Source organism: Fodinicurvata sediminis DSM 21159 (assembly GCF_000420625.1).
GTDB classification, from domain to species: domain Bacteria; phylum Pseudomonadota; class Alphaproteobacteria; order Kiloniellales; family DSM-21159; genus Fodinicurvata; species Fodinicurvata sediminis.
On record NZ_ATVH01000013.1, the window covers coordinates 391,912 to 418,729 of the forward strand.

A 26,818-nucleotide genomic window follows, 5' to 3' on the forward strand; every position below is an offset into this window, starting at 1 on the left:
TCGTCTTATGTCTGCGCCCGAAGGTCAGGCAGGCGCACAACTGTTACATGGCCTTTTCCAGTCAGAGTGCGGAGAGGAGTGAGGCATGAGCAGGCAGCGAGCCCGGCCGGATGATGGTACGAGCGGGACCGAGAGCCGTCTGCGCGGCGGCTTGCGTAAACTGGTGGAACATCGCCGGACCCAGCTGTTCATCACGGGCCTGATCGTGATCAACGCCATTACACTTGGCCTGGAAACCAGCAAGACCGCCATGGCAACCGCAGGGGATTTCCTGGTTGCTGCGGACCGGGTGATCCTGACGGTTTTCGTCCTGGAAATTCTGGCCAAGATGGTGGCCTACGGCTGGCGTTTCGTGAAGGATCCCTGGAACGTCTTCGATACCCTGGTGGTGGGGATTGCCCTGGTTCCGGCCACGGGAAGCCTGTCGGTCCTGCGTGCCTTACGCATCCTGCGCGTCATGCGCCTGGTTTCGGTCGTACCTTCCATGCGTCGTGTGGTGGGGGCGCTGCTGAGCGCGATCCCGGGCATGGGCTCGATCGTCGCCCTATTGGGGCTGGTGTTCTATGTCTTCTCGGTCATGGCAACGAAGCTTTACGGCGAGACCTTTCCCGAGTGGTTCGGCACCATTGGAGCTTCGTCCTATACGCTGTTCCAGATCATGACCCTGGAAAGCTGGTCCATGGACATCGTACGTCCGGTTATGGAACGTTACGAACTGGCCTGGCTGTTCTTCGTGCCCTTCATCCTGCTGACCAGCTTCACGGTCTTGAACCTCTTCATCGCGATCATCGTGAATGCCATGCAGTCCCAGCATGATACAGACATCGAGGCCGAACGCGAAGCGGCCCATGCCGATGCCGAAGCGATCCTGACTGAAGTGCGCGAAATCAAGCAGGAAGTCCAGGATTTGCGTCAGGAAAACGAGAGTTCCAGCAAGGCAGACAGCGAGGAACGCAGCGGCTAGGCCTCCTCAGCAGCCAGCCGCTGCGTTCTGCTAGTTTATCACTTGGGCCCAAACAACAGCCAGAGGATGAAGCCCAGCAGCGGAAGCAGGATCAAGACGACGATCCAGATCACCTTACCGCCCGTCGAGGCGCCACTCTGCACTGTCTTGACTATGGCATAGATCACAAGGATCAGGAGGAGCAGGCCGAAAATGCCTGTAACTTCGACACCCATGAGGTGAGTCCTTCTTGTTATGAAAGCAGTGCGCTATTCGAAGTTCGAATAGGCAGGATGTTAGCCTTCCGGTACCAGCAGGCGACCCAGGTCGCGACCACCGGTAATATGAACGTGAAGGTGTGGGACCTCCTGGCGGGAATCCCGTCCGTGGTTTGCCAGCAAGCGGTAGCCATTCTCGTTGAGGCCGAGCTGTCGTGCCACTTCCCCGACCGCGCGCATGAAGCCGGCGATCTCGGCATCACTGGCCCGCGCGGTGAAATCCTCGGGTGAAACGTATTCGCCCTTTGGGATCACCAGTACGTGAACCGGCGCCTGGGGATTAATGTCGTTAAAGGCGAGCGCATGCTCGTTCTCGAAGACCTTGTCGCAGGGAATTTCCCCGCGCAGGATCTTTGCAAAGATGTTCTCGGGATCGTAGGAAACGGCGGTATCCGTCACGTCAGCTTCCCCTTCGATTCTTGTTTTGGCTGTGGTCCGCTTCGGGTCCTTATCAACCCTTGGGAAGCGTATCACGCCCAAGCATATGGGGGAATCGACAAGAGAACACCACCCCTGGGCCAGATCTTGAGCGATTGTAAGCTGTGGCTTTTTCCGGACTCGTTTATGTCATGTGGCCTTATTCGGGCTTGCGGATGGCCTTTTCGGTAATACCGGACGTGCCCTTTCGTTTCTCCAGCTTGTCCCAGACCTCTTCGGGAGCGATACCCTTCTCGGCCCAGAGAACCAGCAGGTGGTAGAGCAGGTCCGCGCTTTCCGATGCCAGAGCCGCGTGATCCTCCTTGAGGGCCGCGATCACGGTTTCCACGGCTTCCTCGCCCAGCTTCTGAGCGATCTTGTTTTCACCCCTGGCAAAGAGCTTCGCTGTATAGGAGCTCTCGGGATCGGCATTTCGGCGTTCCAGGATGACGTCGTAGAGCTCGTCCAGCACATGGGCGTTTTCGGGCGTGCTGTCCTGCGCGCTCATGATCCGGCCTCTTCCATCGGACGTACGGGAATGCCGGCCGCGGCCATGTGGGCCTTGGCTTCGGCAATGCTATGGGTGCCGAAGTGGAAGATCGAGGCTGCCAGAACGGCTGCTGCATGGCCGTCGCGTATGCCTTCGACCAGATGGTCCAGGCTGCCCACACCGCCTGAGGCGATGACGGGAACCTCCACGGCGTCGGCCACCGCTCGCGTCAGCTCTAGATTGAAGCCTGCCTTCGTGCCGTCCCGATCCATGGAAGTCAGCAGGATTTCGCCGGCACCGTAATCCGCCATGCGTTGCGCCCAGGCAACGGCCTCCAACCCTGTCGGCTTGCGTCCGCCGTGGGTGAAAATCTCGAACTGGCCACTTTCCCCCCGCTTGGCATCCACCGCCACGACGATGCACTGAGTCCCGAACTTCTCGGCCGCTTCGCGCACGAATTCGGGATTGTGGACGGCGGTGGTGTTAATGGACACCTTGTCGGCTCCGGCCAGAAGCAGCTGGCGAATGTCTTCCAGCGTGCGCACGCCGCCGCCCACCGTCAGCGGCATGAAGCACTGCTCCGCGGTTGCGCGGACGACATCCAGGATCGTACCGCGATTCTCGTGACTGGCCGTGATATCCAGGAAACAGAGCTCGTCGGCCCCTGCGGCGTCATAGATCCGCGCCTGCTCCACGGGATCGCCGGCATCGCGCAGGTCGACGAAATTCACGCCCTTGACCACGCGCCCGTCCTTCACGTCCAGGCAGGGTATGATCCGGACCTTCAGCATCAGGTACCTGCCCTTTCATTCAGAAGCTTCAGCGCTGCCTCCGGATCCAGTCGCCCGTCATAGAGCGCACGACCGCAGACCACGCCGGCAATTTCTGTCTGTCCCGATTGCTGCCCGACATCTGCCAGGGCGGCAATATCGTCCAGTCCTGCCACACCGCCCGAGGCGATGATGGGCAGGTTGACCGCCTGTGCCAGTTCGGCTGTCGAGGCGACATTCACCCCCTGCAGGGCGCCGTCCCGATCGATATCGGTATAGATGATGGCACTGACACCAGCGTCTTCGAAGCGACGCGCCAGTTCACTGGCCAAGAGGTCCGAGGTCTCGGCCCAGCCCTCCACGGCCACACGGCCGTCGCGGGCGTCGATGCCCACCGCTATGCGGCCCGGGAAGCGCCGGCAGGCTTCAAGCACCAACTCGGGGTTCTTGACCGCCACGGTCCCCAGGATCACGCGGGCCACACCGGCGGACAGCCAGCGTTCGATGGTTTCAAGCGTACGGATTCCGCCCCCAAGCTGGATGGGCAAGTCGATCGAGCTGGCTATGCGCTCCACTGCCTCGGCATTCACCGGCTTTCCCTCGAAGGCGCCATTCAGGTCCACCAGGTGTAGCCAGGTGAAGCCCGCGGACTGAAAAGCACGCGCCTGGTCAAGGGGGTCCTTGTTGAAGACCGTGGCCTTGTCCATGTCGCCGCGCAGCAGGCGTACGGCCTGGCCGTCCTTCAGGTCGATGGCGGGATAGAGGATCATGCTGAGTCCGATCTCATTCTCAGTCCTGTAGGGTCAGGTCCTTGTAGTAATAATGCCCCTCAAGCCAGCGGCTGTCGGCATAGGCGTAATAGGGGTGTGTGCCCCAGCGTACGAAGCCCAGCTGTTCATAGACCTGGATTGCACGGGTCTGGGTTGCGCGGACATCCAGGTTCAGCACCTCGAAGCCTGCCTTGCGTGCGGCAGATTCGGCCCGGCCTACCAATTTCGGTGCAAGGCTGTGACCGCGCGCCCAGGGGGCTATGAAGAAGGTGGTCAGGCTGCCACAGGCGGCGCCGGCTTCATTGTTCTTGGGCGGCCGAAGCAATTGCGCCGAACCGGCGATCACGCCGTCCAGGCGGGCCACGAAGACCTCACGTTCGGGAATCAGTAGCACCCCTTTCCAGTAGGCTTCCATCACCTCGCGCGGTGGTGGTGTCAGCCAGCCGAAGCCGCCCCCATCGACAATCGCGGCCTCCGCCGCGTCACAGAGATCGTGCAGGTCGGATCCGGCAAACTCGGTCAGACCTTCCACGCGGGTTTCTGGAGTCTTGCCCGGATTGATGGAGGAGTTGTTGTTCACGGTGTCCACCTCAGGAAATTAGCTAGCAGGCGCAGGCCGGCGGCCTGGCTCTTCTCGGGGTGAAACTGGGTTCCAATCAGGTTGTCTCGCCCCACCACGGATGTGACGGGTGCGCCATAATCGGTCCAGGCCAGGACCTGACCCGGATCCTCGGCGCGCAGGCTGTAGCTGTGCACGAAATAGGCGTGAACCCCCTGGTCCAGGCCTTCCAGGACCGGGTGGCGCGCGCCCGGCCTGAAGTTCAGGTCGTTCCAGCCCATATGGGGAATCTTGTAGCCGGCGGGCGCTTCGATCCGCTTCACTTCGCCACCGATCCAGCCCAGACCCGAATAGGTGCCATGTTCGACTCCACGGTCGGCCATCAGTTGCATGCCGACACAGATACCCAGGAAAGGCTTGCCCTTCTGACGGACTTCCATGTCGAGTGCGTCCATCATGTCGGGCACCGTGGCCAGGCCCTGCCGGCAGTCGCCAAAGGCCCCGACGCCGGGCAGGACGATACGCTCGGCATTGGCCAAGTCTTCGGCACGGTCGCTGACCTTGATGGCGGTATCAAGGCCGCCCTGTGCGGCTGCACGTTCCAGCGCCTTGGCGGCCGAGCGCAGATTGCCCGAACCGTAGTCAATGATTACACAGGTCATTCGGCGGTTATCCGAAACTAGAGACTGCCCTTCGTCGAGGGAATGTCCTCGGCCTTGCGCGGGTCGATCTCGATGGCCTCACGCAAGGCGCGTGCGAGTGCCTTGAAGCAGGACTCGATCATGTGATGATTGTTGGTGCCATACAGCGTTTCCACGTGCAGCGTCAATCCGGCTTTTTGGGCAAAGGCCTGGAACCATTCCTTGAAGAGTTCCGTGTCCATCTCGCCAAGCTTGTCGCGGGTGAAATCCACCTTCCAGATCAGGTAGGGCCTATTGGAAATGTCCAGAGCCGCGCGGCTGAGCGTCTCATCCATGGGAATCAGGGCCGAGCCATAGCGGCGAATGCCCCGGCGCTCGCCCAGAGCCTGGGCAACGGCTTCACCCAGGGCCAGGCCACTGTCCTCGGTGGTGTGGTGGAAATCGATGTGCAGGTCGCCTTCGGCGCGCAGCGTGATATCGATCAGGCTGTGGCGTGACAGCTGTTCCAGCATGTGATCCAGGAAACCGACACCCGTGGCGATGTCATAACTTCCGTTGCCGTCCAGGTTGACGCTGGCGGAGATTCGGGTCTCCTTGGTGTTTCTCTCGATTTGGCCCGTGCGCATGGCCTGCTTCCCGCTTTCCAGTATGAGCGGTTCGATGATGAACCGGCGCGGTTTTACCAAGCCGTGGCCGGAAAAGCCACCTCCGCGAAAAAGCGTGACTTGATATCTTGATCCGTCGGCCCTCTGCTGCCATTTGAGGGGCCATGTCGAGTGAAGCAGAACAGAACGGTCCCGCATCCTGGCGGGGCACCACCATCCTTTCCGTACGCAAGGGCGACAAGGCTGTCATCGCTGGTGATGGCCAGGTCAGCTTCGGCAACACGGTCATGAAGTCCAACGCACGCAAGGTTCGACGCCTGGGACGCGACGGCGATGTCATCGTCGGCTTCGCCGGCGCCACGGCCGATGCCTTCACGCTGTTCGAGCGCCTGGAGGCCAAGCTGGAAAACCATCCGGGACAGTTGATGCGGGCGTCGGTGGAACTGGCCAAGGACTGGCGCACCGACCGCTACCTGCGCCGCCTGGAGGCCATGATGGCCGTGGCCGACACCTCGACTTCGCTGGTGCTGACCGGCAACGGAGATGTTCTCGAGCCGGAAGACGGCCTGATCGGCATCGGATCGGGTGGGGCCTATGCGCTGTCCGCCGCCCGTGCCCTGGTGGACATCGACGGCCTGGAGGCCGAGGAGATCGCCCGAAAATCCATGTCCATAGCTGCTGGGATTTGCATCTACACCAATGACAACATCATTGTCGAAAGTATCTGACGTGCAGGAAGAAACCGCCTACCATCCCGAAGCACAGGCGCCCGAGACCAGCGCCAATGCATTCAGCCCGCGCGAGATCGTCTCGGAGCTGGACCGCTACATCGTCGGCCAGCGCGAGGCCAAGCGGGCCGTGGCCGTGGCCCTGCGCAATCGCTGGCGTCGGCAGCAGCTGCCCGAGGACCTGCGCGACGAGGTGCTGCCCAAGAACATCCTGATGATCGGTCCGACCGGCGTCGGCAAGACCGAGATCGCACGCCGGTTGGCCAAGCTGGCCCAGGCGCCCTTCCTGAAGGTCGAGGCCACCAAATTCACCGAGGTCGGCTATGTGGGCCGTGACGTGGAATCCATTATCCGCGATCTGCTCGAGGCCTCGCTGAACATCACACGTGAGCGCATGCGCCGCGAGGTCCATGCCCGGGCCGAACTGAATGCCGAGAGCCGCCTGGTCGAGGCCCTTGTTGGCGAAAAGGCCGGCGAAGAAACCAAGGACAAGTTCCGCCGTATGCTGCGCAATGGCCAGCTGGACGAGAAGGAAGTCGATCTGGAGGTCCAGGACAGCGGCGGCATGCAGATGCCGACAATGGACATTCCCGGCATGCCGGGCGGCCAGATGGGCATGATCAACCTGAACGACATGTTCGGGAAGGCCTTTGGCGGGCGCACCAAGTCGCGCCGCATGACAGTGGCCGATTCCTATGACGTCCTGATCGCAGAGGAAAGCGACAAGCTGCTGGACGAGGAAAAGGTGACTGCCGAAGCAATCCGCAATGTGGAACAGAACGGCATCGTCTTCCTGGACGAGATCGACAAAATCACGGCGCGGTCCAGCCAGCAGGGCGGTGGCGACGTCAGCCGCGAGGGCGTGCAGCGCGACCTGCTGCCGTTGATCGAGGGCACGACGGTCACCACGAAGCACGGGCAGGTCAACACCGACTTCATCCTTTTCGTGGCCTCGGGTGCCTTCCATGTGGCGAAACCCTCGGATATGCTGCCCGAACTCCAGGGCCGCCTGCCGATCCGCGTGGAGCTGGAGGCGCTGACCCGCGACGACTTCAAGCGTATCCTGACGGAACCGGAAAACAGCCTGATCCGTCAGTACAAGGCCTTGATGGATACCGAGGGCGTGGATCTGGTTTTCTCGGACGAGGCCATCGACGCGCTGGCCGACCTGGCCGCCGAAATCAATTCCTCGGTGGAGAACATCGGCGCACGGCGTCTGCACACCGTGATGGAGAAGCTGCTGGAGGAAATCTCCTTCACGGCCAGCGACCGCAGCGGCGAGCACATCGAGATCACCGCCGAGATGGTTCACAACCATGTGGCCGAGCTGGCGCGCAATTCCGACCTGACCAAGTTCATCCTGTAACGCTTCCTTGCGATAATTCGGTTCGCATGGGGCTTGGCTGAACAGGTCGTGATGCGTATATAAGGCGCATAAATCACACAGAGCGTCTACCCGCAGACATGGTCGCTACCGGTTGCGGAGCGCTGCGCGGCTCTAGGCAGGTTCGTTCGGATCTGCCCTGGAGAGCCGGCGCGAGCGACCCACTGACACCGGATCGAGGCGACGGGCCCCTCCTGCAGCTCCCGATCCGGCGTCAAGAACGAAGGAGAGATTTCGTGAGCCTCGGACAGGACACCCTAAAGACCCGCCGTACGCTTTCCGTAAAGGGAACGGACTATGACTATTTCAGCCTGAAGGCTGCTGAAGAGACGCTGGGCGATGTCTCGCGCCTGCCATCCTCGCTCAAGGTGCTGCTGGAAAACCTGCTGCGCCACGAGGACGGCAAGAGCGTCACCGTCGAGGACATCAAGGCCGTGGCGCAGTGGCTGAAGGACAAGCGCTCGGACCAGGAGATCGCCTATCGTCCGGCCCGCGTGCTGATGCAGGACTTCACCGGTGTGCCGGGTGTGGTCGACCTGGCCGCCATGCGCGAAGCCATGAATGACTTAGGCGGGGATCCACGCAAGATCAATCCGCTGTCCCAGGTCGATCTGGTGATCGACCACTCGGTCATGGTCGATGCCTTCGGCAGTGACGCGGCCTTCAAGGAAAACGTCGATCACGAGTTCGAGCGCAACGGCGAGCGTTACGCCTTCCTGCGCTGGGGCCAGAACGCCTTCGGCAACTTCCGTGTCGTGCCCCCGGGCACCGGCATTTGCCACCAGGTGAACCTGGAGTACCTGGCCGAGGTGGTTTGGAACCAGGAAATCGACGGCAAGCGTGTCGCCTACCCGGATACCCTGGTTGGCACCGACAGCCACACCACCATGATCAATGGCCTCTCTGTCTTGGGCTGGGGCGTTGGCGGCATCGAGGCGGAAGCCGCGATGCTGGGACAGCCGGTCACCATGGTCATCCCAGAAGTTGTCGGTATGCGCCTGACCGGTGCATTGAAGGAAGGGGCCACGGCCACCGACCTGGTGCTGACGGTAACGGAAATCCTGCGCAAAAAGGGTGTGGTCGGAAAGTTCGTGGAATTCTTCGGCCCTGGCCTGCCCAAGCTGACGCTGGCCGATCGTGCCACCATCGGCAACATGGCCCCCGAATATGGCGCCACCTGCGGTTTCTTCCCCATCGATGACGAAACCCTGCGCTATCTGGCCTTTACCGGCCGCAGCGACGAGATCGTGGCGCTGGTCGAAGCCTACGCCAAGGAACAGGGCCTCTGGTACGACCCAAGCGAGCCCGAGCCGGTCTTCAGCGACGTGGTCGAACTGGACCTCTCCACGGTTGAACCCTCCCTGGCCGGGCCGAAGCGCCCACAGGATCGCGTCGCGCTGTCCGAGCTGTCCAACAATGCGCGGACGACCATCACGGACGCCAAGGCCGATCCCGCCAAGAGCGTACCGGTGGAAGGCGCGGACTACAGCCTGGACAACGGTGCGGCGGTGATCGCCGCCATCACGTCGTGCACCAATACCTCGAATCCTTCCGTACTGATTGCCGCCGGCCTGCTGGCCCGCAAGGCGCTGGAACTGGGTCTTGAGACCAAGCCCTGGGTGAAGACCTCGCTGGCACCCGGCAGCCAAGTGGTGACCGACTATCTGGAGGCGGCCGGCCTGCAGGACGATCTGGATGCCCTGGGCTTCGAGCTGGTGGGCTATGGCTGCACGACCTGCATCGGCAACTCCGGCCCGCTGCCCGACCACATCGCCAAGGCCATCGATGACGGCGACCTGCACGTGGCGGCGGTGCTGTCCGGCAACCGCAATTTCGAGGGCCGCATCCATCCGCAGACACGTCTGAACTACTTGGCCTCGCCGCCGCTGGTGGTGGCCTATGCGCTGGCCGGCAATACCCTGATCGACGTCTTCAAGGCGCCGCTGGGCAAGGGCAAGGATGGCCAGGACGTCTATCTGAAGGATATCTGGCCCAGCAATCACGAGATCGAGGAGGTCCTGCGCAAGAACCTGACTCCGGAGATGTTCCGTAGCCGTTACAGCAATGTCTTCGAAGGCCCCGAGCAGTGGAAGGGCATCAAGACGGCAACCGGCATGACCTATGACTGGGATGACGGAAGCACCTATGTGCGCTTCCCGCCGTTCTTCCAGGACATCTCGCCGGAGCCGGGCAGTTTCTCGGATATCAAGGGTGCCCGCCCGCTGGCCATTCTGGGGGACTCGGTCACCACCGACCATATCTCGCCGGCCGGTGCCATCAAGAAGGACAGCCCCGCCGGCCAGTACCTGATGGAGCACCAGGTGCGCCCGCAGGACTTCAATTCCTACGGCTCGCGCCGCGGCAACCACGAGGTCATGATGCGCGGTACCTTCGCCAACATCCGCATCCGCAACGAGATGGTACAGGGTGTAGAGGGCGGCGTGACTGTCCATCAGCCCGACGGCGAACAGATGTTCATTTATGACGCTGCCATGAAGTATCAGGCCGAGGGCACGCCCCTGGTCGTGGTCGCAGGCAAGGAGTACGGCACCGGCTCGTCCCGCGACTGGGCGGCCAAGGGCACGCGCCTGCTGGGCGTGAAGGCGGTGATCGCCGAGTCCTACGAGCGCATCCACCGCTCGAACCTGGTCGGCATGGGCGTCCTGCCCCTGCAGTTCGAGGAAGGCACCACCCGCGAGACCCTGGGCCTGAAGGGCACTGAGACCTTCGACATCCAGGGTCTGGAAGAGGGCATCCAGCCGCGCAAGAAGATGCCGGCGCAGATTCACTACGCCGACGGCCAGACCAAGGAGGTCTCGCTGCTCTGTCGCATCGACACGGAGGACGAGGTGGAATACTTCCGCCACGGCGGCATCCTGCACTACGTGCTGCGCAACCTGATGAAGTCCGACAAGGCGGCCTGATACGGCCGTGAAATAAGCCTGAGAACAGGGGCGGATGCGGTGAAGGCATCCGCCCCTTTTTCATGGATCTGCTCCTGCCGGTGCTTCCCGTTAAGTTTATCTGTCGCGATTGCCATCACTCTGTGGGATAAGGATAAAAAGGCATTAGTGTCAGGGGCACATAATCAGGGGGCATTAGCCACATGAGACAGAGTTCGGCGCATGTCATCATCCGACATGTGAAAGCAGCGTCGCGTTGGCATCCACATATTGTTACGCTTTTGATCGCGATTTTCCTTCTCGGGCAGACTGCTGATGTCCGGGCGGAAGATTACAAGGATGCGGTCGATGGCATGGCCGACCTCTTGGCCCACGAGGAGGTTGATGATCCCCGAATCAAGGAGCGGCGATGGCGCGCGCTTGAGGCAAGGGCAAGCGGACGTGATCGGGGATCGGCCATGTACATTACGCCCAACCATTCGCGCTTCGATATGATGACGGTCAACCTCAGATCCATGGTCAGTTACAGTCTGCCGTCCAAATGGCTGGATATTAGGGATGGTGGCGACAGGATCCTGAAGCGGATTGCGGACTGGGGTGATGCGGTTGCTGGAGAATACGAGACCGATCCGGACGGTCCGTTCTTACCGCCCTTTCCGCCGGCACTGGCGGATGCCATGGAGAAATGTGCTGAACTGGGATACGTCAAGCGATCGGAGGATGGCAGAAAACAGCGCGCCTTGTGCTTGTACGGGCAGTCCGTCGGGAAGGCCCGCCTGCAATTCAGTTCCTTAGTGCACAAAACGGTACTTGAGAGGCGTGAGTTCTATCTTGCCCGCTTTGAAGGACTCAGACTCGAAGATCAGGCAAGTGAGGATACAACCGAACTTGCGACCCTGTCGCCAGAACAGGCCTGTACCAAGACAGATGGTTTTGCCGTTTGCGCGAGCTGCCACAAGTCCTTCTCGCAGATTGCCGGCGGCAAGTCGGGCCGTGCCATGCCATGTGATCGCGATGATCAGATCATCGCCCTGGATGTCACGGTTTCCTATAGCAAGTTTGCCTTTAATCTTTCCCGGATGCAGGACCCGCGCATTTCCCTGATATTCCGCAAGGACAACGGTGAAAAATATACGCTCTGGTATCGGGTTGACGGCCTCATGGACGCACTCCTCGCGGCAAGAAATTAAGCCTATCTCAAGGAGTAATGATGGTCCGCACCCTGCTGGTGCTTCTTTCGCTGGCGGTCTTTACGCCGAGTTTCCCGCTCGCCGATGATCGGATTCATGGCTACTGGTTTCTCTCTGGTCGCGACGGTTTCCCCGACTTTGCCCGGACAGATACCCTCCATGCCCTTCATCCTGATGGACGCCTAGCCATACTTCCAAGGGCCCTGTCTGCTGATGCGGAGTCGATCGCATTCATGGATGTCGAGATCCAGGGTAACATAGCTGTCTTCACCTCATCCGAGGTTCTGTATGACAGCGAATACTACTATGAGCCGCTCAATGCAGATCTGATCCACTTCGTGAACATGAAAGGTGAGTTCTTCCTCCGGCGAATGCCAGAGGATGCACACCTGCATGCTGCTCTTCTGCGTCTGGCCTTGACCGGCGAGGTGGCGCGATACCAACCCGCTGTCACGGATGACTTTTTCGGAGACGCGGAGAGGGTTGTTGTCGATCTGAAAGACGATAATGGGCGGCTTCTGCTGGTGCATATGCCAAATGCTCGACTGGAAGGGGCCATCAAGATTGATGAGGCGCCTTGGGGGAGGCCCCTCGGTCCGAACGTCATGGCCTTCTGGCTCACTCCCGGTTCAGCACCGGCGAAGGTGACGCGCCTGCTTTCCGAAGCCTCGCGTCCTCTTCTCCCGGAAGATGAATGATCAAGGTGAAACGCTGTGCACTGGCGATTGCACTCTGTCTCTTCGCAATGGGGGTCAGTGCCAACGAGGGCATCCAGGGTGCGTGGTTTCGCGTTCCTGATGGGGCGGGGCCCATTGTAGAGAATGCCGAATACATCATGGTGATGAGACCAGGTGGAAACCTGGTCGAGATCTTCATTGACCCAAGCAAACGCATGGAGATCTTCACCGAGAGCCGCTTCGAGGTTACCGGGAAGGATTTGACTTTTGCCTTTCCGGACAGGGACCAAAGCCACCATCAGATCGGGTTCGAGGGGGAGGATACCCTTATTCTTTCATCGGGTAGTGATCGTTCGATGGAATTCCATGCGCTCTCCGGGAAAAGCGGTTTGTGGGCTGCCGCAGTGAAGCTTGCCGAAAGCGGTGAAGTACGATCGATCCAGCTCCTGAACGGCGATGGCCGGCATATTCTGGGGGCACCAAAGGCAGCGCGGGTCTACCTTGATGCAGCGAGGGGGTCGATTCTCCTGCTGGGCTTCGAGGGGGCGCGGAGTGATGGCGCTGTCACACGTCAAGGGCACGATTGGGTGGTTCCGGTCTCACATGATGTCGTCGCGCTGGCCCTTGGACCGGAAAGCTTTCTGCCACGTTTCGAGCGGCTGGTCAGAGGGTTATCGACCCGCTAGGGCATGCCTTGTCTTCATGACAGGCTTCAGTGCCAGAGGGCAAAGATGTGCCATATCCATTTGCCCTGAAGACTGGACTTTTCTCCGGGGAGCTGTAGCTTGTCCGTTGAAATCGAACAAAAAAGGGGTAGGGCTTAATGAGGGGTTTGTTGGGGAGTCTTCTTGTCTGGCTGGCATTGCCAGTATTGACGGCACAGGCCGATGAACAGCTTCTGGGGTATTGGTATCTCGAAGAGGGGGCGCCTGGTTTCACAATAGACGACGTCCATATCGGGGCCCTCTATGCTGATGGTACGATCCTAAACCTGAGCTCCAACGGCAAAGAAGTGAGCAGCTACACCTCTGCAGAGTACAGTGTTGAAGGTGATGAAATCACATTCATCTATCCGCGTGGATCGGATGAGGAGCCTGAACGCCATCCTTACAGATACGAACTCATCGATAGTGATACCCTGCTCTATACGGATGAAGCCGGGGATTATGAAAACCCTGAAGATGCCAAGACGTATTACAGGCGGCTTCCCGATAATGCACATCTAACCCTGGCTCTTCTGGGACTGGCCGAAAACGGCCAGCTCGAGGAAGCGGAGCTCGAGGTCGACAGCGACTTTGGTGAGCGATCCGTGCTGGTGACCACCGAAGATCCATTCGCGCAATTCATCCTGTTCAGCGACAGACGTCAGGCCTTCCGCGGGCAAATCAACCGGAATGGCGTGCCTGTGGTTTCCACTGTCTCTAGGCATCTTGCCGCCTTCAGATTGGGCACGGCCTATCCAGACGAAGCCTTCGACGAGATGATCACGATCATGCAAGAGAGCATTGCATCGGCGCAGAAAGCTGCAGATTGAGGAATGGACATGAAAAACTTTGTCAAATTCGCACTTACGACATGCCTCGCGTTTGCGGCCATGCCCGTTCTGGCCGATGAGCGTTTTCAAGGCTATTGGTACGATTCGACAGGCTCAGAAGAATTCGATCTGAGCGAAATCTATTTGATTGAATCACTTGGCGCTGATGGCAGCCTACGTGGCCTTGATGTCAATGTTGATCGGGCGAACGGATTTTCTGGCGGGCATTATGAGGTATCCGGGGATCGCATAATAATCACCTATCCCGAAGATGAAGGTGAATTTACATTAACCTACGAATTCCTGGACGAGAATAGGGTGGTTTATCGCAATGAAGGGGAGGACTTTCAGGCTGTCTTCAAACGGTTGCCCGAGGATGCCTATCTTTCCCAAGCGCTTATGCGGCTTGTCGATACAGAACGCCCGTTACAGGTGAGCCTTGGCGAGAATCCGTCCATCGGCTCTATTATTGCCTTGGTTTCGCTCGACAATGAAGAGGCCAACTTCGAGATAGGCATGGATAAGGCGGCAGTGTACGAGGGTGAAATGACGCAAGGTGGCGATGTCCTGCTTACTGCCCTCCATGATCATCTTCTCATGATACGCACCAATGCGGAGTATCCTGCGGAGCAGTTCTCGGAAATAGTGGAGCTCTTACGCGCCAGGTAGCGTTCCGTTTCCAGGGAATCCTTCAAAATCTTCAATCAGACCAAGCCTGACAAACTGTATCTGGGATCTCCAGGAACCGGGGTTAGCTGCTCGAATCCGGATCACTGCTCCGGGGTGGCCAGCCCCAGGCGGATCAGGCCCTTGATCGGTGCATGCGGGTCCTGGGGGGCGCCGCGGCGATAGATGACGATGTCGCCACGCCGTGCCAGGAACAGCGCCTGCTGCCGTGCGGCCGGCAGGTATCGGCGCCAGAGTTCGCGGCTCTTCTTCGCTTCGGGACGGGTGGCGGCATAGGCGCGCGCGGCATCCGTCGGCGTGATCCGGCCGTCAGGGCCCTTTTCCGCCAATAGTGCCAGAATGGTCTCGGCCAGCGGGTCGAGGCCGTCCTCGGAGGAAGCGTCTTCGTGCCGAGCTGTCTTGTCGTTCATGTGGATCCCGTTTCCTGCTGAGAAGTCCGGAGGTAAAGGAAAGGCGGGCAGGCTGCAAGGCCGACAATCATGCCGACAAGCCGGCCAGGCCGGCGACCGCCCCTGGCGGCCAGCCGCCAGGGGTTTGAACAAGCCGTCATTTCCTGCTCTAAAGGTCTTGGACCAAGGCTGTTGTAACTCAGGACGAATGACCCATGCGCAAGGCTGATATCGCTGCCTTTTTCGACCGGTTGGCAGAAACCAATCCCGCGCCCAAGGGCGAACTGGAGTTCGTCAATCCCTATACCCTGCTGGTGGCCGTGGTGCTGTCGGCCCAGGCCACCGACGTCGGAGTCAACAAGGCCACGAAACCGCTCTTTGCCGTGGCCGATACGCCCGAGAAGATGCTCGACCTGGGTGAGGAACGGCTGCGCGACTACATCAAGACCATTGGCCTGTTCAACACCAAGGCCAAGAACGTGATCGCGCTCTCCCATCAGCTGGTTGAAGAGCATGGCGGAGAGGTCCCGCGGGACCGTGCGGCACTGGAAAAGCTGCCCGGCGTGGGCCGCAAGACCGCGAATGTCGTCCTGAACATCGCCTACGGCGAACCGACCATTGCCGTGGACACTCATATCTTCCGCGTCAGCAATCGCACGGGCCTGGCGCCAGGCAAGACACCGCTCGAGGTCGAGAAGAAACTGGAAAAGATTGTTCCCGAAGACCGCAAGCAGCACGCTCACCACTGGCTGATCTTGCATGGACGCTATGTCTGCAAGGCGCGTCGGCCGGATTGTGCGGTCTGTGTGGTTGAGCCCTATTGCAGCTACAAGGCAAAGACCACGGCCAACTGACAGCCGATCACGTCAGGTTTTCCGCAGGACCGACTTCATGCAGCGGTCCATTGCCACCGCCTCTGCCAGGTTGTTGCGGCTTTCCAGGTGCTTGACCTTTTCTGCCCCGCCGGGCGCTTCATAAAGGAAGACATCCAGGACACAGCTCTGGCTGCGGTACTGCCAGATCTCGGCTGGAGCTTCGTGGCGCAGCATGCGCGGCTCACCCAGAGTCGAACTCAAGCTTGTCCGGTCCAGGCCGATCAGGCTTTCCGGCTGGTTGTGCAGTGTGGAGGCGGGAACCCCCGGGGCTCCCGCTGATCCGGGATCCTGTATCGTTGCGGCGCAGCCCCCCACCAACAACAGGAGGACAAGGGACAAGACGGGGAACTTCACAATGAACGACACTACAGACCCGATCCACGCCTCTGGTTGTTGTCAGCCGGCCGCTGTTGCCTTCTCATCCTTGCCGGCATCGCTGCTATCCGCAGCAGCGGCGGCCGGTTTGCTGCCGGATGGTGCTTCGCTGCCGCTTGTCTTGGCCGTGGCCGTTGCATTGGCCTTGCTGGACTTGTCTTCGCCCTCGGACACCTTGCCACGAATGCGGCCGCCGCGTTCGACCTCGATCTCGGCATAGTGAAGCTCGCCATCGATCTGGCCACTGGAATGCAGCAACAGGCGGTCGCGAACTGTCAGTTCACCTTCGAAGGTTCCACTGATCTCGGCATAGTCCACCATGGCGCGGCCGCGGAAGAGCCCGTGTTCCGAGATTTCCAGAACCTGGGCCCCACTGAGGTCCGCTTCGACTTCGCCTTCGACCACCAGTTTCTCGCACGCGTTGATCTCGCCAGAGAGCTTTATGCCACGGCCTACGATCAGCTTCTTGCCTTCACCTTCCTCGTTTTTCATCTCGGTCACGTTCCCTTCCCTGGCTTCTGCCTGTTCCGCTCCACGACGCTCGGCGCCGCCACTCTGCTCCGCAGGCCTGCGGACGGGCGGGACGGGCTGGCGGTCGAGAACGGCGGAAGCATCCGGTCGGCTTGAGGTGCGTCCCTTTGCGCCCCCCTGGTTGCGGGGATCTGCAGGCCCCGGCCTTGTGCCGGTTTCTGCCTCGTTCTTTCGCTTTCCGAACATCGCTGTACCTGTCTCCTTCTGGATGAAAGGCCGATCACCGCATGGGATTCACGCGGCTATCGGATGGAATAGCCCTCCCGCCGCCGAATCTTCTCGACAACATGCAGCATGAAGGCAATTGCCACGATTGGCATGACGATGTTGATGACGGGAAGAGTCAATAATATGGCTATGACAACCCCCGTCAGGAAAATACGCCCCTGCTGCCTTCGCCGCAGCCGATTGGCCTCCTCAGAGGACATCCGGCGCACGGCCGCAATCTCAAAGAACTCCCGTCCCAGAAGATAACCGTTCACGCTGTAGAAGACCAGTAGATTGAAGGGCGGAAAGAACAGCAGAATCAGGTAGAGCGGCAGTGCCGCGAGGTTGATCAGGACGATGACCAGCGTCATGCGCAGGGCATCGCCCGTCATCTCCATGACGGGCTGGTCCCGGGCCGGCGGCAGTTCCGGGTAATGCTTCCTTTCCACGGCATCGCAGATCGGATCCAGATAAACAGAGAGAACCAGGCCGATGACGGCCGGGAACAGCAGGAAACTGACGATCAGGACACCGCTAACCGCGGCCGTGGCATAGAGGAAACGGATAATGCTCAGCCAGAAGTCGCCCCAGCCCTGGGCATTGGCCCAGTCATAGACATACTCGCCGAAGGCGCTCAGCCCGAAGGTGGCGGCGACCCAGAGCACAATGAAGGTCAGCAGTGTCAGGCCAAAGGAATTGCGCATGACCCGGCGCGATTCCGGTTCGGTCAGGATGCCCAGCGCTTTCATGAAATCGGAAATCATGACCCGAAGGCTTAGAATGCCCTTTCGCCGCAGGCAAGGGGGAATCTGGGCAGGTCGAGGTCGGTAATGGCCTCAATCATCGCACCATTGACGTAGCAGATTGCTGCGGGTGCGGGCCAGACGATCGAACAGGCTGCTCTTGCCCTCGCGCTGGTAGACTTCCTTGAGCGAGGTTTCCAGGTCGAACAGGATGGCACGCTGATCATCCCGGCGGATGTAACTGCGCACCCAACCTACCACGGCCAGGCGCAGTCCCTCCTCGACCGGCGCCACGCGATGAAGGCTGTCGGAGGGATAGAGCACGAGCTGGCCCACCGGCAGTTTCACCGCACGTTCCAGGCTGCTCTCCGTGATCATCAGTTCGCCGCCGCTGTAATCCTGGGGATCGCTCAGGAACAGGGTGAAGGAGAGATCCGTGCGCTGGCCGCCCATCAGCGCATCGTCCACGTGAAGCCCGTATTCCATGCCAGGCTCGTAGCGGCTTGCAAGCAGTTTCACGAAGCGCTTGGGCCAGGCCGCGGCCCGGAACACCACATGCCGCGAGAGCGCCTGCTCCACCTTTCGGACCACCCCATCGCGCTGCGCACCGCCCTTCAGCTGTCGGTTCTTCTTTACCTGACGGGCATGCCAGCCGGCGCTGTTGCGCCCATCCTCGAACAGGGCGGGATCGTCCATGGCCTCCCGCATGGCCTGGCATTCCGCCGTCGAGAGAATGTTATCGATGACGTAGAGCATGGGAAGGCCTGCCGGATGCACGGAACATGACGTCAGTATTGATATTGATTATCATCATCAATTATGGTCTTGCTTTAGCATGTCCTTCGATATTCCGAAAGACTGAGAAAGGATTCCTGCCATGAAAGAACAACTCAAGGCATTTACGGCATTGGGCATGGCCGCCGCGATGGGCACGGGGCTTTCAGCCCCCGCCTCCGCCGCGTCCGACAACTCGGTATCTATGAAAGGTGAGGACTTGAAAGTCCGGACCGCACTTACCTCCGTCCAGCTTGCCGAAGGCGGTGAAGGCGGTGAAGGCGGTGAAGGCGGTGAAGGCGGTGAAGGCGGTGAAGGCGGTGAAGGCGGTGAAGGCGGTGAAGGCGGTGAAGGTGGCGAAGGTGGCGAAGCCGCCGCGGCCGTCAGCGACGATGCCGCCTATCTTTCCACGCTTGCCCTGATGCGGGGGCATCTGAAGGTCGGTGTCGATCTCTATCGCCAGGGCCATCAGCAGGCGTCCGTCACCCACATGAAACATCCCGAGGACGAACTCTACGCCGATTTCGTGCCGGCGCTCGAGGCCAGGGACGCCGAAGGCTTTGCGGAGGAATTGCAGGCACTTGCCGAGGCGGTCGAGGCGGAGAAACCGGTCGATGAGGTGGAAAGCCGCTACAAATCGCTCCTGGCGGCCATATCCGAAGCCGAAGGCGTGGCCGGTCAGGTCGGGCTGGATACGCGTCTGGCCGTGATTCACCGTCTGTTTGCCACTGCGGCCAAGGAGTACGATATCGCCGTGGAGGACGACGGGCGCGTCTCCAACGCCCATGAATACCAGGATGCTCTTGGCTTCGTGCGTGTGGCCGAGGACATGCTGAACCAACTGTCCGAGGAACAGCGCGCGCAGGCCGAGGACGCGGTCGGACGGATCGCGGAGCAGATCGCCGCGGTGAAGCCGCTCTGGCCGTCCCTGGTCCCCCCGGAAAGCGTGGATCAGCAGCCCAGCATCCTGCACGGTGCGGCGGCAAAGGTGGAGATCGCAACTCTTTCGGTGGAGTAGATCGACGGGTACGTTCCATCTGCAAACCCTGCCCGGCGCCTGACCTGGATGGCCGGACAGGGGTTGCAGGCTGGACGCTAGCGGGGGACAGGTGTAGGTTGGCGCCGCAATTCAATCAAAGTCGCTACGGACCCCTCGCATGACGGACAAGAACTTCGACGTGGTGGGCATCGGCAACGCCATCGTCGACGTCATTTCCACGTCCAATGAAACCTTCCTGGAAGAACAGGAACTGCCGAAGGGCGGCATGACCCTGGTGGATGCCGAGCGTGCGCGCCGGCTTTATGCCGCAACAGGCCCGACCACAGAAATGTCGGGCGGTTCGGCGGCCAATACGCTTGCCGGACTGGCCTCGCTGGGCGGTCAAGGCGGCTTCATCGGCAAGGTTCGCGATGATCAGTTGGGTGAAATCTTCCGACATGACATCCGTTCCACAGGCATAGCCTTCACCACCTTGCCGGCCGAGGAAGGTGCGCCCACCGGCCGCTGCCTGGTTTTCGTGACGCCGGATGCCCAGCGTACCATGGCCACGCATCTCGGCATTTCGGTGACTCTGGGGCCAGAGGACCTGAATCATGAGCTGATTGCCGAGGCACGGGTCCTATACCTCGAGGGCTATCTCTGGGATGCCGAGGCAGCCAAGCAGGCTTTCCTGGAGGCCGTGGAGACGGCGAAGGCGAACAACACCAAGGTGGCCCTGTCTTTGTCAGATCCCTTCTGTGTGGAGCGGCATCGCGACAGCTTCCTGGAGCTGATCGCCGACCACGTGGACCTGCTTTTCGCCAACGAGCAGGAGGCCAAGAGCCTTTATCTCTGCGTGTCGCTCGAGGAGGCGCTCGCCCAGCTTCAAGACCATTGCGCGACAGCGGTCGTCACGCGCAGTGCGGCGGGCTCCTTGATCCTGCAGGATGGCAACCGCTTTGAGGTCCCCGCCGAAGCCCTGGGCGAGGTGGTGGACAGCACCGGTGCCGGCGACCTCTATGCCGCCGGTTTTCTCTATGGCTATACCAGGGGGTACCCTCCATCGACCTCTGGGCGGATCGGGGCCCTGGCAGCCGGCGAAGTGATTTCCCATGTCGGTCCCAGACCCCAACAGAGTCTTGGCGCGCTGCTTGCCGCCCGGACTCTGGATATCTAGACCCCTGGACAGCCGACAACGGACATAAATCGTGACCCCAATTGAACATCTGAGAAATATCGCCATCATCGCACACGTCGATCATGGCAAGACCACCCTGGTGGACGAACTTCTGAAGCAATCGGGCGCGGTGCGCGCCAACCAGCAGGTGGCCGAACGCGCGCTCGATTCCAGCGATCTGGAGCGCGAGCGCGGCATCACCATCCTGGCCAAGTGCACCTCGGTCGAATGGCAGGACAAGCGCTTCAACATCGTGGACACGCCGGGCCACGCCGATTTCGGCGGCGAGGTCGAGCGCATCCTGTCCATGGTGGACGGCGTGGTTCTGCTGGTCGATGCCTCCGAAGGTCCCATGCCACAGACCAAGTTCGTCACGATGAAGGCGCTCAAACGCGGCCTGAAACCCATCGTGGTGATCAACAAGGCCGACAAGCCGGACGCCCGGCTCTACGAGGTCCAGGACGAGGTGTTCGATCTCTTCGCCGCACTTGAGGCCGACGAGGAACAGCTGGACTTCCCCACGATCTTCGCCTCGGCACTCAATGGCTGGGCCATAACCGACCCGGACGCTCCGCGAGAGAACATGCAGCCGCTGTTCGAGACCATTGTCGAGCATGTTCCGGCGCCGGTGGCGCAGCAGGAAGGCCCCTTCCGCATGCTGGCGACCACATTGGAAATGGACCCCTATCTGGGCCGCATGCTGACCGGACGCATCTATTCGGGCCGCGCCCGCATGAACATGACGGTGAAGGCGCTCTCGCGTACCGGCGAGCGTCTGCAGGAAGCGCGCCTGACCAAGCTGCTAGCGTTCCGCGGGCTGCAGCGTGTGCCCGTGGAGGAGGCCCAGGCCGGGGATATCGTGGCCGTGGCCGGGCTCGAAAAGCCCACCGTTGCCGACACCATCTGTGAGACCTCGGTGGACGAACCTCTGCCTTCCTTGCCCATCGATCCGCCGACGCTGGCCATGACCTTCTCGGTCAATGACTCGCCGCTGGCAGGCCGCGAGGGTGACAAGGTGACCAGCCGCATGATCCGAGATCGCCTGTTGCGCGAGGCCGAGGGGAACGTGGCTCTCCAGATCACCGAGACCGAGGACAAGGACGCCTTCCAGGTGGCCGGCCGCGGCGAACTGCAGCTGGGCGTCCTAATCGAGACCATGCGCCGCGAAGGCTACGAACTCTCCATCAGTCGTCCGCGCGTACTGATACAGCAGAATGACGGACAGCGCCTGGAGCCCATAGAGGAAGTCCAGGTTGATGTGGACGAGGACTACAGCGGCGCTGTGGTCGACAAGATGAGCCAGCGCAAGGCGGAGCTGCAGGAAATGAAGCCCTCCGGCGGCGGTAAGGTGCGCCTGAGGTTCCTGGCACCGGCCCGCGGGCTGATTGGCTACCACGGGGAATTCCTGACCGATACGCGCGGCACCGGTATCATGCACCGTGTCTTCGACGGATATGCGCCCTACAAGGGCCCGATCCAGGGCCGGCGTAACGGCGTTATCATCGCGGACTCACCTGGGCAGGCGGCGTCCTATGCGCTGTGGAACCTGGAGGAACGCGGGATCATGTTCATCACGCCGGGTACGCCGGTCTATGAAGGCATGCTCATCGGTGAACACAACCGCGACGTGGACCTGGAAGTCAATCCGATGAAGTCCAAGCAGCTGACGAACTTCCGGGCCAGCGGCAAGGATGAGGCCGTGCGCCTGACGCCGCCCCGGGAAATGTCGCTTGAACAGGCGCTGTCCTATATCGAGGATGATGAACTGGTCGAGGTGACCCCCACCTCAATCCGCCTGCGAAAGGGACTTCTGGATCACCACGCGCGCAAGCGCCAGAGTCGTCAACGCGAGGCCGTATGACCCTTCTGAGCAGATGGGCGGCTGCTGCAGCGGTCTATAACGACCGTCGGATGCTGGCGATCCTGTTGATGGGATTTTCCAGCGGGCTGCCCCTTCTGCTCGGCTTTTCCACTCTGTCCTACTGGCTGTCGACGGCCGGCGTGGACCGGACGACCATCGGTCTCTTCGCTGCGGTTTCCACACCTTTTGCGCTGAAATTCCTCTGGGCGCCTCTGATCGATCACGTGAAGCTGCCGGTCATGAGCCGGGTGTTTGGCCGCCGGCGTGGCTGGGCCCTGTCCGTCCAGGTGCTGCTGGCAGGCGGTATCCTGCTGCTGGGCACCAGTGATCCTGAGAAGGCCCCCTTCGTCATGGCCGCCTATGCCTTGCTGGTGGCCTTCCTCTCGGCCAGCCAGGATATCGTGATCGATGCCTATCGCATCGAAGTTCTGGAGGAAAACGAACAGGGCGCCGGCGCCGCCGTCACCCAGACGGGATATCGCCTGGGCATGATCGTGGCCGGCGCTGGCGCCCTGGCGCTCAGCGATTTCGTGTCCTGGTTCTGGGTCTATGCCGCCATGGGCTCGCTGGTGGTGATCGGCATGATCGGCGTTCTGATCGGGCCGGAACCAGCGGTGCCGCAGGCCGCGAGCGAACCCTTGGGCCGGGCCCAGGACAGCCGCTTCGAACGGATCCTGGCCTGGTTGAAGCGCGCGGTCGTGGACCCCTTCGCGGAATTCCTGACCCGGCGCGGCTGGGTGGCCATCCTGCTGTTCGTCCTGCTCTACAAGTACGGCGACGCCATTGCCGCAACCATGACCAATCCCTTCTTCAACGAGATCGGGTTCAGCGGCGTGGAAATCGGCAGCGTCACCAAGTTCTTCGGGGTCTTTGCCACGCTGTTCGGAATCTTCGTCGGCGGTGTTCTGGTGGCGAAGATCGGTGTGCTGAAGGCCCTGTTCATCGGCGGCATCCTGCAGGCCGTCACCAACCTGTTCTTTGCCTGGTTGGCGATGCACGGGCCGGACCTCTGGCTGCTGGCCGTGGTGGTGGGTGTCGACAACTTCACCGGCGGTCTGGGCTCGGCGGCCTTCGTGGCCTACCTGTCCAGCCTGTGCAACGTGGCCTTCACCGGAACGCAGTATGCACTGTTGACATCGCTGATGGCGTTCGGACGCACCCTGATGTCCACGGGCAGTGGCTGGCTGGTGGACCAGATGGGCTGGGTCCTCTTCTTCGTCTCCACTTCGCTGATGGCCATTCCGGGCCTGCTGCTCCTGATCTGGATCAGCCGGCTGTATCCTGCGGGACAGTTGCGGCCGGCCGCAGCGGAGTAGTCCGGTCTCGAGATATTGAGCGCCAGGGTTATGGAGATCGCACTACGAGACCCCGGACCCTGACCCGACTCAATATCCTGTACCTCAATCCGCCCTTACTTCAGCCCTGGCTCGTTGCCAGACGTTTGAAACCACCGGATTTTCGATATCAGTCGAAAAGCGATGTATCTATCTGCGTCTCGGCGCGCGGCTTCAGCAATTGATTCAGCAGTTCAAGGTCGTTGAGCACGGCTGCGGGGTCCCTCTCCCGAGCATCCCTCAACGCCTGCTTCAGCCAGTCACTCATGCCTGGATGCTTCAGTACCCAATCAATGCGATCCTCGGCCTCTTTCAAGAATGCCTGCCTTGTTCGCTGACTCTTCATGGCCTCTTCCGTTAAAAGTCACATCAAGGATTGCGCCTGTTTTGCCGACACGGATCAGCTTTCGCCGCTTTGACACGGCGCTCGGTGCGGTGATCGCAAGTGGCACAGACCGAAAGCTTCTGGTGCAGCGCGCCCGGTCCTGAGCGAGAGGATGCAGAAGCACAGAAACTGTCCCCAGTTCAGTCATTTGCTGGAGATCCGCCGGAGCTCGCTGCCCTGCAGGTGTCATGCGACCGCAGCCAAGCTGCGCTCTACGGGCGCGGTCTTGACCGGCTCCCATTCCAGGTCGCCTGTGTAGCGGACAGCAAGCCGCCCCTGCTCATTCATCGCGAAGAGGTGTAGCCAACGATTGTCGAACAACTCCCGGACGTTCTCATGGCGTCTGAGGATCTCTGTCATTGCTTCGCGGGGCGCTTCTATGCAGACCGAAAGGCGCAGAGGATCGTGGATATAGCGCTCGCCGTCGTGTACGGACTGCCAGGGCAGACCAGAGCGCATCGACCCCCCATTGCCCTCGAAGACCCCGATGCCGCCAATCACGTTGTGCAGGAGTTTGTTGCCTGAGCCGAATGTCTCTGGCGCCACGGTCGAACCGTAATATTGCAGGCTGATCCAGCTAGCAACGACGATCGGTGCGGTCATGATCAACTCAAGAATACTGAACCCGTTTTTCTCATCCTGCTTCCAGTCATAATCGTGCAGGAAGGCGCGCCCGTCGAGGTTTCGACCGATAGTGCGGCTACGCGGCGCTGCGATGAAGGCCTTGCAGCCTGCGAGCGCCCATTCGGGCCGTACCTCGGCCCAGTTGTGGGCACGCCTGTCGATCTCGCTCTCATCGGCTGCGCGCGGCAGGTACGCTACGCGTTCGCCGCGCGCAATCCTTCCGGCGGCCTCGAGTTGCCTGCGCGCATGTCTCAGATCGGTGCTGTGGTCTTCGGACGGAATGTCATGGTCATAGAGGGTGATCCGGTCTGTGGTTGTGTCATGCAGCGCCCCGACGAATATCGTGTCGTTTGGCACGGCGATGCCGCGCTCCGCAAGAACCTGGCGCATTTCGCGGTCATTCAGAAGCTGCGCCAGGAGGCGCGCATTCACCTCGCCGGAATAACCGCCGCAAGCCCCGCACTGCAGTCCGCTCGCATGGGGGTTGTTCACCACATTGGCTCCATGGCCGACCAGCAGGACGGTCCGCGCAAACCCCTTGGTCAGCGACATGGCGCGCAGTACCGTCTCGGCCGCAGCGGTGCGCGTTTCCAGATCGAGTGCGGGGTCGAAGCGTGGCGCAGGGTCCTCCGCGACCGGCAAAGGGCTCAGGCCCAGTCCGTCGCGCAGCAGCTTGGCGAAATAGACCGGGCCCATCGCTTCGACGAAGGCGAAGGAAGAAACCGCGGCATGTTTGAAGCGGCCCCAGGCGCGCTGGGCGCGCGCCTTGTAGCGTGACGCGGTATCTTCAGCCCGTTCGTTCTCGTTGCCCGAGGTGGACGTGACAGTCGGGTTCAGCAATACCGGCAGGCGCAGCTCCTCGACATCCGACGCGAAGCGGCGGTGCTTCGTGAAGACACCGAAGAAACCGGCGAAGCCCAGCGTGCGGATGGACGGATCTACAGCTTCCAGCGCACGGCGGAAAACCTCGGAGCGCACGTCAATGCAGAAGGCTGCCTGGAGTTCGGGCCGCGCGTCGGCAGTCTGCGGCGCGGGCGCGGCGAGTGTGTCGGCGAGGCCATCCTGGGCGGCGCGCTCGGCCGCCTCTTGCAGGATTTCGTTGATAATATCGTCTCTGCTGGGTTCGATCGGTGCTTCGTGGGCCGTGACTGTTACTGCCCATGCCTCTCGGATTGCAGCTTCATGCTGCGTAAACAGGGCTTCTTCCCACAGCAGACGTATTGCCAGAAGACTGATGATCGTGGTGTCGGTGCTCTCCGACAATTCCGCTCGCCAAAGCGCGTAGCGCGCGTATTGGGCCCAGCCACCCATCGACAGCAAGAGTTGATGGAAGTAGGTGTCGAGCGCGGCTTCAGAGAGGCCGAGCCTTTCAATCGCGCGGGCGATCGCTTCCGTGGGCCTCTCGGGTGCATCCTTCACGAAAGCTGCGAAGCCCTTCAACCCCATGACCTCTGGCGTCAGGTCATGGGTTGCATAGGCGCGCCAAGCATCCCAGGCCGAGCGGTCTCGAGGTGCGCTCCAGAGCGCCTGGCCGTTGTCGAAATATCCCCCCGCCCAGATAGTGATGCGGTCGGCGATTATGCCCGGCCAATCGACGTTGCAGTTCCGGGACGCCAGTTCTGCGACGGTGGTCAGCGGTTCGATCTCGGGGTCAGCCATGGAAACCGCTGCCTTCAGGGCGGCAAGGCTGCCTGGCTTGCAGGCATGGGGTGAAGCTGCGAGCGCAGCGGAAAGATCTTCATCCGTGATCTGTCCTGCGGCGATTCGTTCCTTGTACCAGTCCCGTGGCATCGTCACGGGGACGGCGCCAATACGTCTCAGGCGGGCGCCGGTCAGTGCCAGGGTCTGCCCGGTCTGACCCAGGAAAGGGTTCACAGCCACAGAGGACGCCAGCGGCCAGAGCGGTGGTATCTGCCGAGCGGCCCTTTTGGCGACCCCTTCAAGCGCAATGAGGTCCGTGAAATTCATTCCCATATCGTTCGTCATGA

At 61.1% G+C, this 26,818-nt stretch carries 29 protein-coding genes; 14 read left to right on the top strand and 15 right to left on the bottom strand.

The window, feature by feature from the left end; genetic code table 11:
• The first annotated feature begins 85 nt into the window (after positions 1–85).
• Positions 86–964: an ion transporter gene (locus G502_RS19070; protein ID WP_022727934.1), complete on the top strand. Its 879-nt coding sequence runs from the start codon at positions 86–88 to the stop codon at positions 962–964.
• A 38-nt stretch (positions 965–1,002) separates the two neighbouring features.
• Here G502_RS19070 and G502_RS21930 read toward each other — a convergent pair whose 3' ends face one another.
• From G502_RS21930 to hisB, 8 genes are all read right to left on the bottom strand, one after another.
• On the bottom strand, positions 1,003–1,179 hold the full coding sequence (locus G502_RS21930; RefSeq protein ID WP_022727935.1) for a PLDc N-terminal domain-containing protein: 177 nt from the start codon (positions 1,177–1,179) through the stop codon (positions 1,003–1,005).
• A gap of 60 nt (positions 1,180–1,239) precedes the next feature.
• Entirely contained in the window at positions 1,240–1,620 is a 381-nt protein-coding gene (locus G502_RS0106930) for a histidine triad nucleotide-binding protein (RefSeq protein WP_022727936.1), read from the bottom strand.
• Positions 1,621–1,798: 178 nt separating this feature from the next.
• The gene (locus G502_RS0106935) at positions 1,799–2,146 is read right to left on the bottom strand and encodes a phosphoribosyl-ATP diphosphatase (protein ID WP_022727937.1); all 348 of its coding nucleotides are present in this window, start codon (positions 2,144–2,146) and stop codon (positions 1,799–1,801) included.
• The gene (gene hisF / locus G502_RS0106940; protein ID WP_022727938.1) at positions 2,143–2,919 is read right to left on the bottom strand and encodes an imidazole glycerol phosphate synthase subunit HisF; all 777 of its coding nucleotides are present in this window, start codon (positions 2,917–2,919) and stop codon (positions 2,143–2,145) included. Before hisF ends, G502_RS0106935 begins: the two co-directional genes overlap by 4 nt.
• On the bottom strand, positions 2,919–3,668 hold the full coding sequence (gene hisA, locus G502_RS0106945) for a 1-(5-phosphoribosyl)-5-[(5-phosphoribosylamino)methylideneamino]imidazole-4-carboxamide isomerase (protein ID WP_022727939.1): 750 nt from the start codon (positions 3,666–3,668) through the stop codon (positions 2,919–2,921). The genes hisF and hisA overlap by 1 nt, the downstream gene beginning before the upstream one ends.
• Positions 3,669–3,687: 19 nt before the next feature.
• Positions 3,688–4,248 (bottom strand): GNAT family N-acetyltransferase, encoded by a 561-nt coding sequence (locus tag G502_RS0106950; RefSeq protein WP_081649724.1) that lies wholly within the window; start codon positions 4,246–4,248, stop codon positions 3,688–3,690.
• Complete coding sequence (gene hisH, locus G502_RS0106955; protein ID WP_022727941.1) at positions 4,245–4,889, bottom strand: imidazole glycerol phosphate synthase subunit HisH; 645 nt, start codon at positions 4,887–4,889, stop codon at positions 4,245–4,247. The genes G502_RS0106950 and hisH overlap by 4 nt, the downstream gene beginning before the upstream one ends.
• 17 nt (positions 4,890–4,906) lie before the next feature.
• Entirely contained in the window at positions 4,907–5,494 is a 588-nt protein-coding gene (hisB, locus tag G502_RS0106960; RefSeq protein ID WP_026989176.1) for an imidazoleglycerol-phosphate dehydratase HisB, read from the bottom strand.
• 143 nt (positions 5,495–5,637) lie between these two features.
• Between hisB and hslV the strand changes: the two genes are divergently transcribed.
• The 8 genes from hslV to G502_RS0107000 all read left to right on the top strand — a co-directional run bounded on the left by hslV (position 5,638) and on the right by G502_RS0107000 (position 14,558).
• Positions 5,638–6,201 carry an ATP-dependent protease subunit HslV gene (gene hslV / locus G502_RS0106965; protein ID WP_022727943.1) on the top strand — a complete coding sequence of 188 codons (564 nt, stop codon included), beginning with the start codon at positions 5,638–5,640 and terminating at the stop codon, positions 6,199–6,201.
• A gap of 1 nt (position 6,202) precedes the next feature.
• Entirely contained in the window at positions 6,203–7,567 is a 1,365-nt protein-coding gene (hslU, locus tag G502_RS0106970) for an ATP-dependent protease ATPase subunit HslU (RefSeq protein ID WP_022727944.1), read from the top strand.
• Positions 7,568–7,821: 254 nt separating this feature from the next.
• Positions 7,822–10,509: an aconitate hydratase AcnA gene (acnA, locus tag G502_RS0106975; protein ID WP_022727945.1), complete on the top strand. Its 2,688-nt coding sequence runs from the start codon at positions 7,822–7,824 to the stop codon at positions 10,507–10,509.
• 182 nt (positions 10,510–10,691) lie between these two features.
• Positions 10,692–11,678, top strand: coding sequence for a hypothetical protein (locus tag G502_RS0106980; protein ID WP_022727946.1), 987 nt, complete (start codon positions 10,692–10,694; stop codon positions 11,676–11,678).
• Positions 11,679–11,698: 20 nt separating this feature from the next.
• The gene (locus G502_RS0106985; RefSeq protein ID WP_155957805.1) at positions 11,699–12,376 is read left to right on the top strand and encodes a hypothetical protein; all 678 of its coding nucleotides are present in this window, start codon (positions 11,699–11,701) and stop codon (positions 12,374–12,376) included.
• On the top strand, positions 12,373–13,041 hold the full coding sequence (locus G502_RS0106990) for a hypothetical protein (RefSeq protein ID WP_022727948.1): 669 nt from the start codon (positions 12,373–12,375) through the stop codon (positions 13,039–13,041). The genes G502_RS0106985 and G502_RS0106990 overlap by 4 nt, the downstream gene beginning before the upstream one ends.
• Before the next feature lie 185 nt (positions 13,042–13,226).
• Positions 13,227–13,889 carry a hypothetical protein gene (locus G502_RS0106995; protein ID WP_155957806.1) on the top strand — a complete coding sequence of 221 codons (663 nt, stop codon included), beginning with the start codon at positions 13,227–13,229 and terminating at the stop codon, positions 13,887–13,889.
• Between the two features lie 9 nt (positions 13,890–13,898).
• On the top strand, positions 13,899–14,558 hold the full coding sequence (locus G502_RS0107000; RefSeq protein ID WP_155957807.1) for a hypothetical protein: 660 nt from the start codon (positions 13,899–13,901) through the stop codon (positions 14,556–14,558).
• A gap of 101 nt (positions 14,559–14,659) precedes the next feature.
• Here the strand turns inward: G502_RS0107000 and G502_RS0107005 are convergent, their stop codons facing one another.
• Positions 14,660–14,986, bottom strand: a complete 327-nt coding sequence (locus G502_RS0107005; protein WP_022727951.1) for a DUF3253 domain-containing protein — start codon at positions 14,984–14,986, stop codon at positions 14,660–14,662.
• Between the two features lie 194 nt (positions 14,987–15,180).
• On the opposite strand from G502_RS0107005, the gene nth reads away from it, so the two are divergent.
• Positions 15,181–15,819: an endonuclease III gene (gene nth, locus G502_RS0107010; RefSeq protein WP_022727952.1), complete on the top strand. Its 639-nt coding sequence runs from the start codon at positions 15,181–15,183 to the stop codon at positions 15,817–15,819.
• Between the two features lie 12 nt (positions 15,820–15,831).
• Here nth and G502_RS19075 read toward each other — a convergent pair whose 3' ends face one another.
• From G502_RS19075 to G502_RS0107030, 4 genes are all read right to left on the bottom strand, one after another.
• Positions 15,832–16,179 carry a hypothetical protein gene (locus tag G502_RS19075; protein ID WP_155957808.1) on the bottom strand — a complete coding sequence of 116 codons (348 nt, stop codon included), beginning with the start codon at positions 16,177–16,179 and terminating at the stop codon, positions 15,832–15,834.
• Positions 16,180–16,236: 57 nt separating this feature from the next.
• Positions 16,237–16,932 (bottom strand): bactofilin family protein, encoded by a 696-nt coding sequence (locus G502_RS19080; RefSeq protein ID WP_022727954.1) that lies wholly within the window; start codon positions 16,930–16,932, stop codon positions 16,237–16,239.
• A gap of 56 nt (positions 16,933–16,988) precedes the next feature.
• A complete protein-coding gene (locus G502_RS19085) occupies positions 16,989–17,702 on the bottom strand; it encodes an EI24 domain-containing protein (RefSeq protein ID WP_162140954.1) in 714 nt (237 codons plus the stop codon).
• An 87-nt stretch (positions 17,703–17,789) separates the two neighbouring features.
• The gene (locus tag G502_RS0107030; RefSeq protein WP_022727956.1) at positions 17,790–18,452 is read right to left on the bottom strand and encodes a Fe2+-dependent dioxygenase; all 663 of its coding nucleotides are present in this window, start codon (positions 18,450–18,452) and stop codon (positions 17,790–17,792) included.
• A gap of 121 nt (positions 18,453–18,573) precedes the next feature.
• On the opposite strand from G502_RS0107030, the gene G502_RS19090 reads away from it, so the two are divergent.
• From G502_RS19090 to G502_RS0107050, 4 genes are all read left to right on the top strand, one after another.
• Positions 18,574–19,488 (top strand): 4-helix bundle domain-containing protein, encoded by a 915-nt coding sequence (locus G502_RS19090; protein ID WP_022727957.1) that lies wholly within the window; start codon positions 18,574–18,576, stop codon positions 19,486–19,488.
• Between the two features lie 139 nt (positions 19,489–19,627).
• Positions 19,628–20,626: an adenosine kinase gene (locus tag G502_RS0107040; RefSeq protein ID WP_022727958.1), complete on the top strand. Its 999-nt coding sequence runs from the start codon at positions 19,628–19,630 to the stop codon at positions 20,624–20,626.
• Between the two features lie 40 nt (positions 20,627–20,666).
• Entirely contained in the window at positions 20,667–22,487 is a 1,821-nt protein-coding gene (gene typA, locus G502_RS0107045; protein ID WP_040487857.1) for a translational GTPase TypA, read from the top strand.
• Positions 22,484–23,803 (top strand): AmpG family muropeptide MFS transporter, encoded by a 1,320-nt coding sequence (locus G502_RS0107050; protein ID WP_022727960.1) that lies wholly within the window; start codon positions 22,484–22,486, stop codon positions 23,801–23,803. The genes typA and G502_RS0107050 overlap by 4 nt, the downstream gene beginning before the upstream one ends.
• A 148-nt stretch (positions 23,804–23,951) precedes the next feature.
• Here G502_RS0107050 and G502_RS19095 read toward each other — a convergent pair whose 3' ends face one another.
• Both G502_RS19095 and G502_RS0107060 read right to left on the bottom strand, forming a co-directional pair.
• The gene (locus tag G502_RS19095; protein WP_155957809.1) at positions 23,952–24,137 is read right to left on the bottom strand and encodes a hypothetical protein; all 186 of its coding nucleotides are present in this window, start codon (positions 24,135–24,137) and stop codon (positions 23,952–23,954) included.
• Between the two features lie 255 nt (positions 24,138–24,392).
• Positions 24,393–26,816: a YbcC family protein gene (locus G502_RS0107060; RefSeq protein ID WP_022727962.1), complete on the bottom strand. Its 2,424-nt coding sequence runs from the start codon at positions 26,814–26,816 to the stop codon at positions 24,393–24,395.
• Between the last annotated feature and the right edge of the window lie 2 nt (positions 26,817–26,818).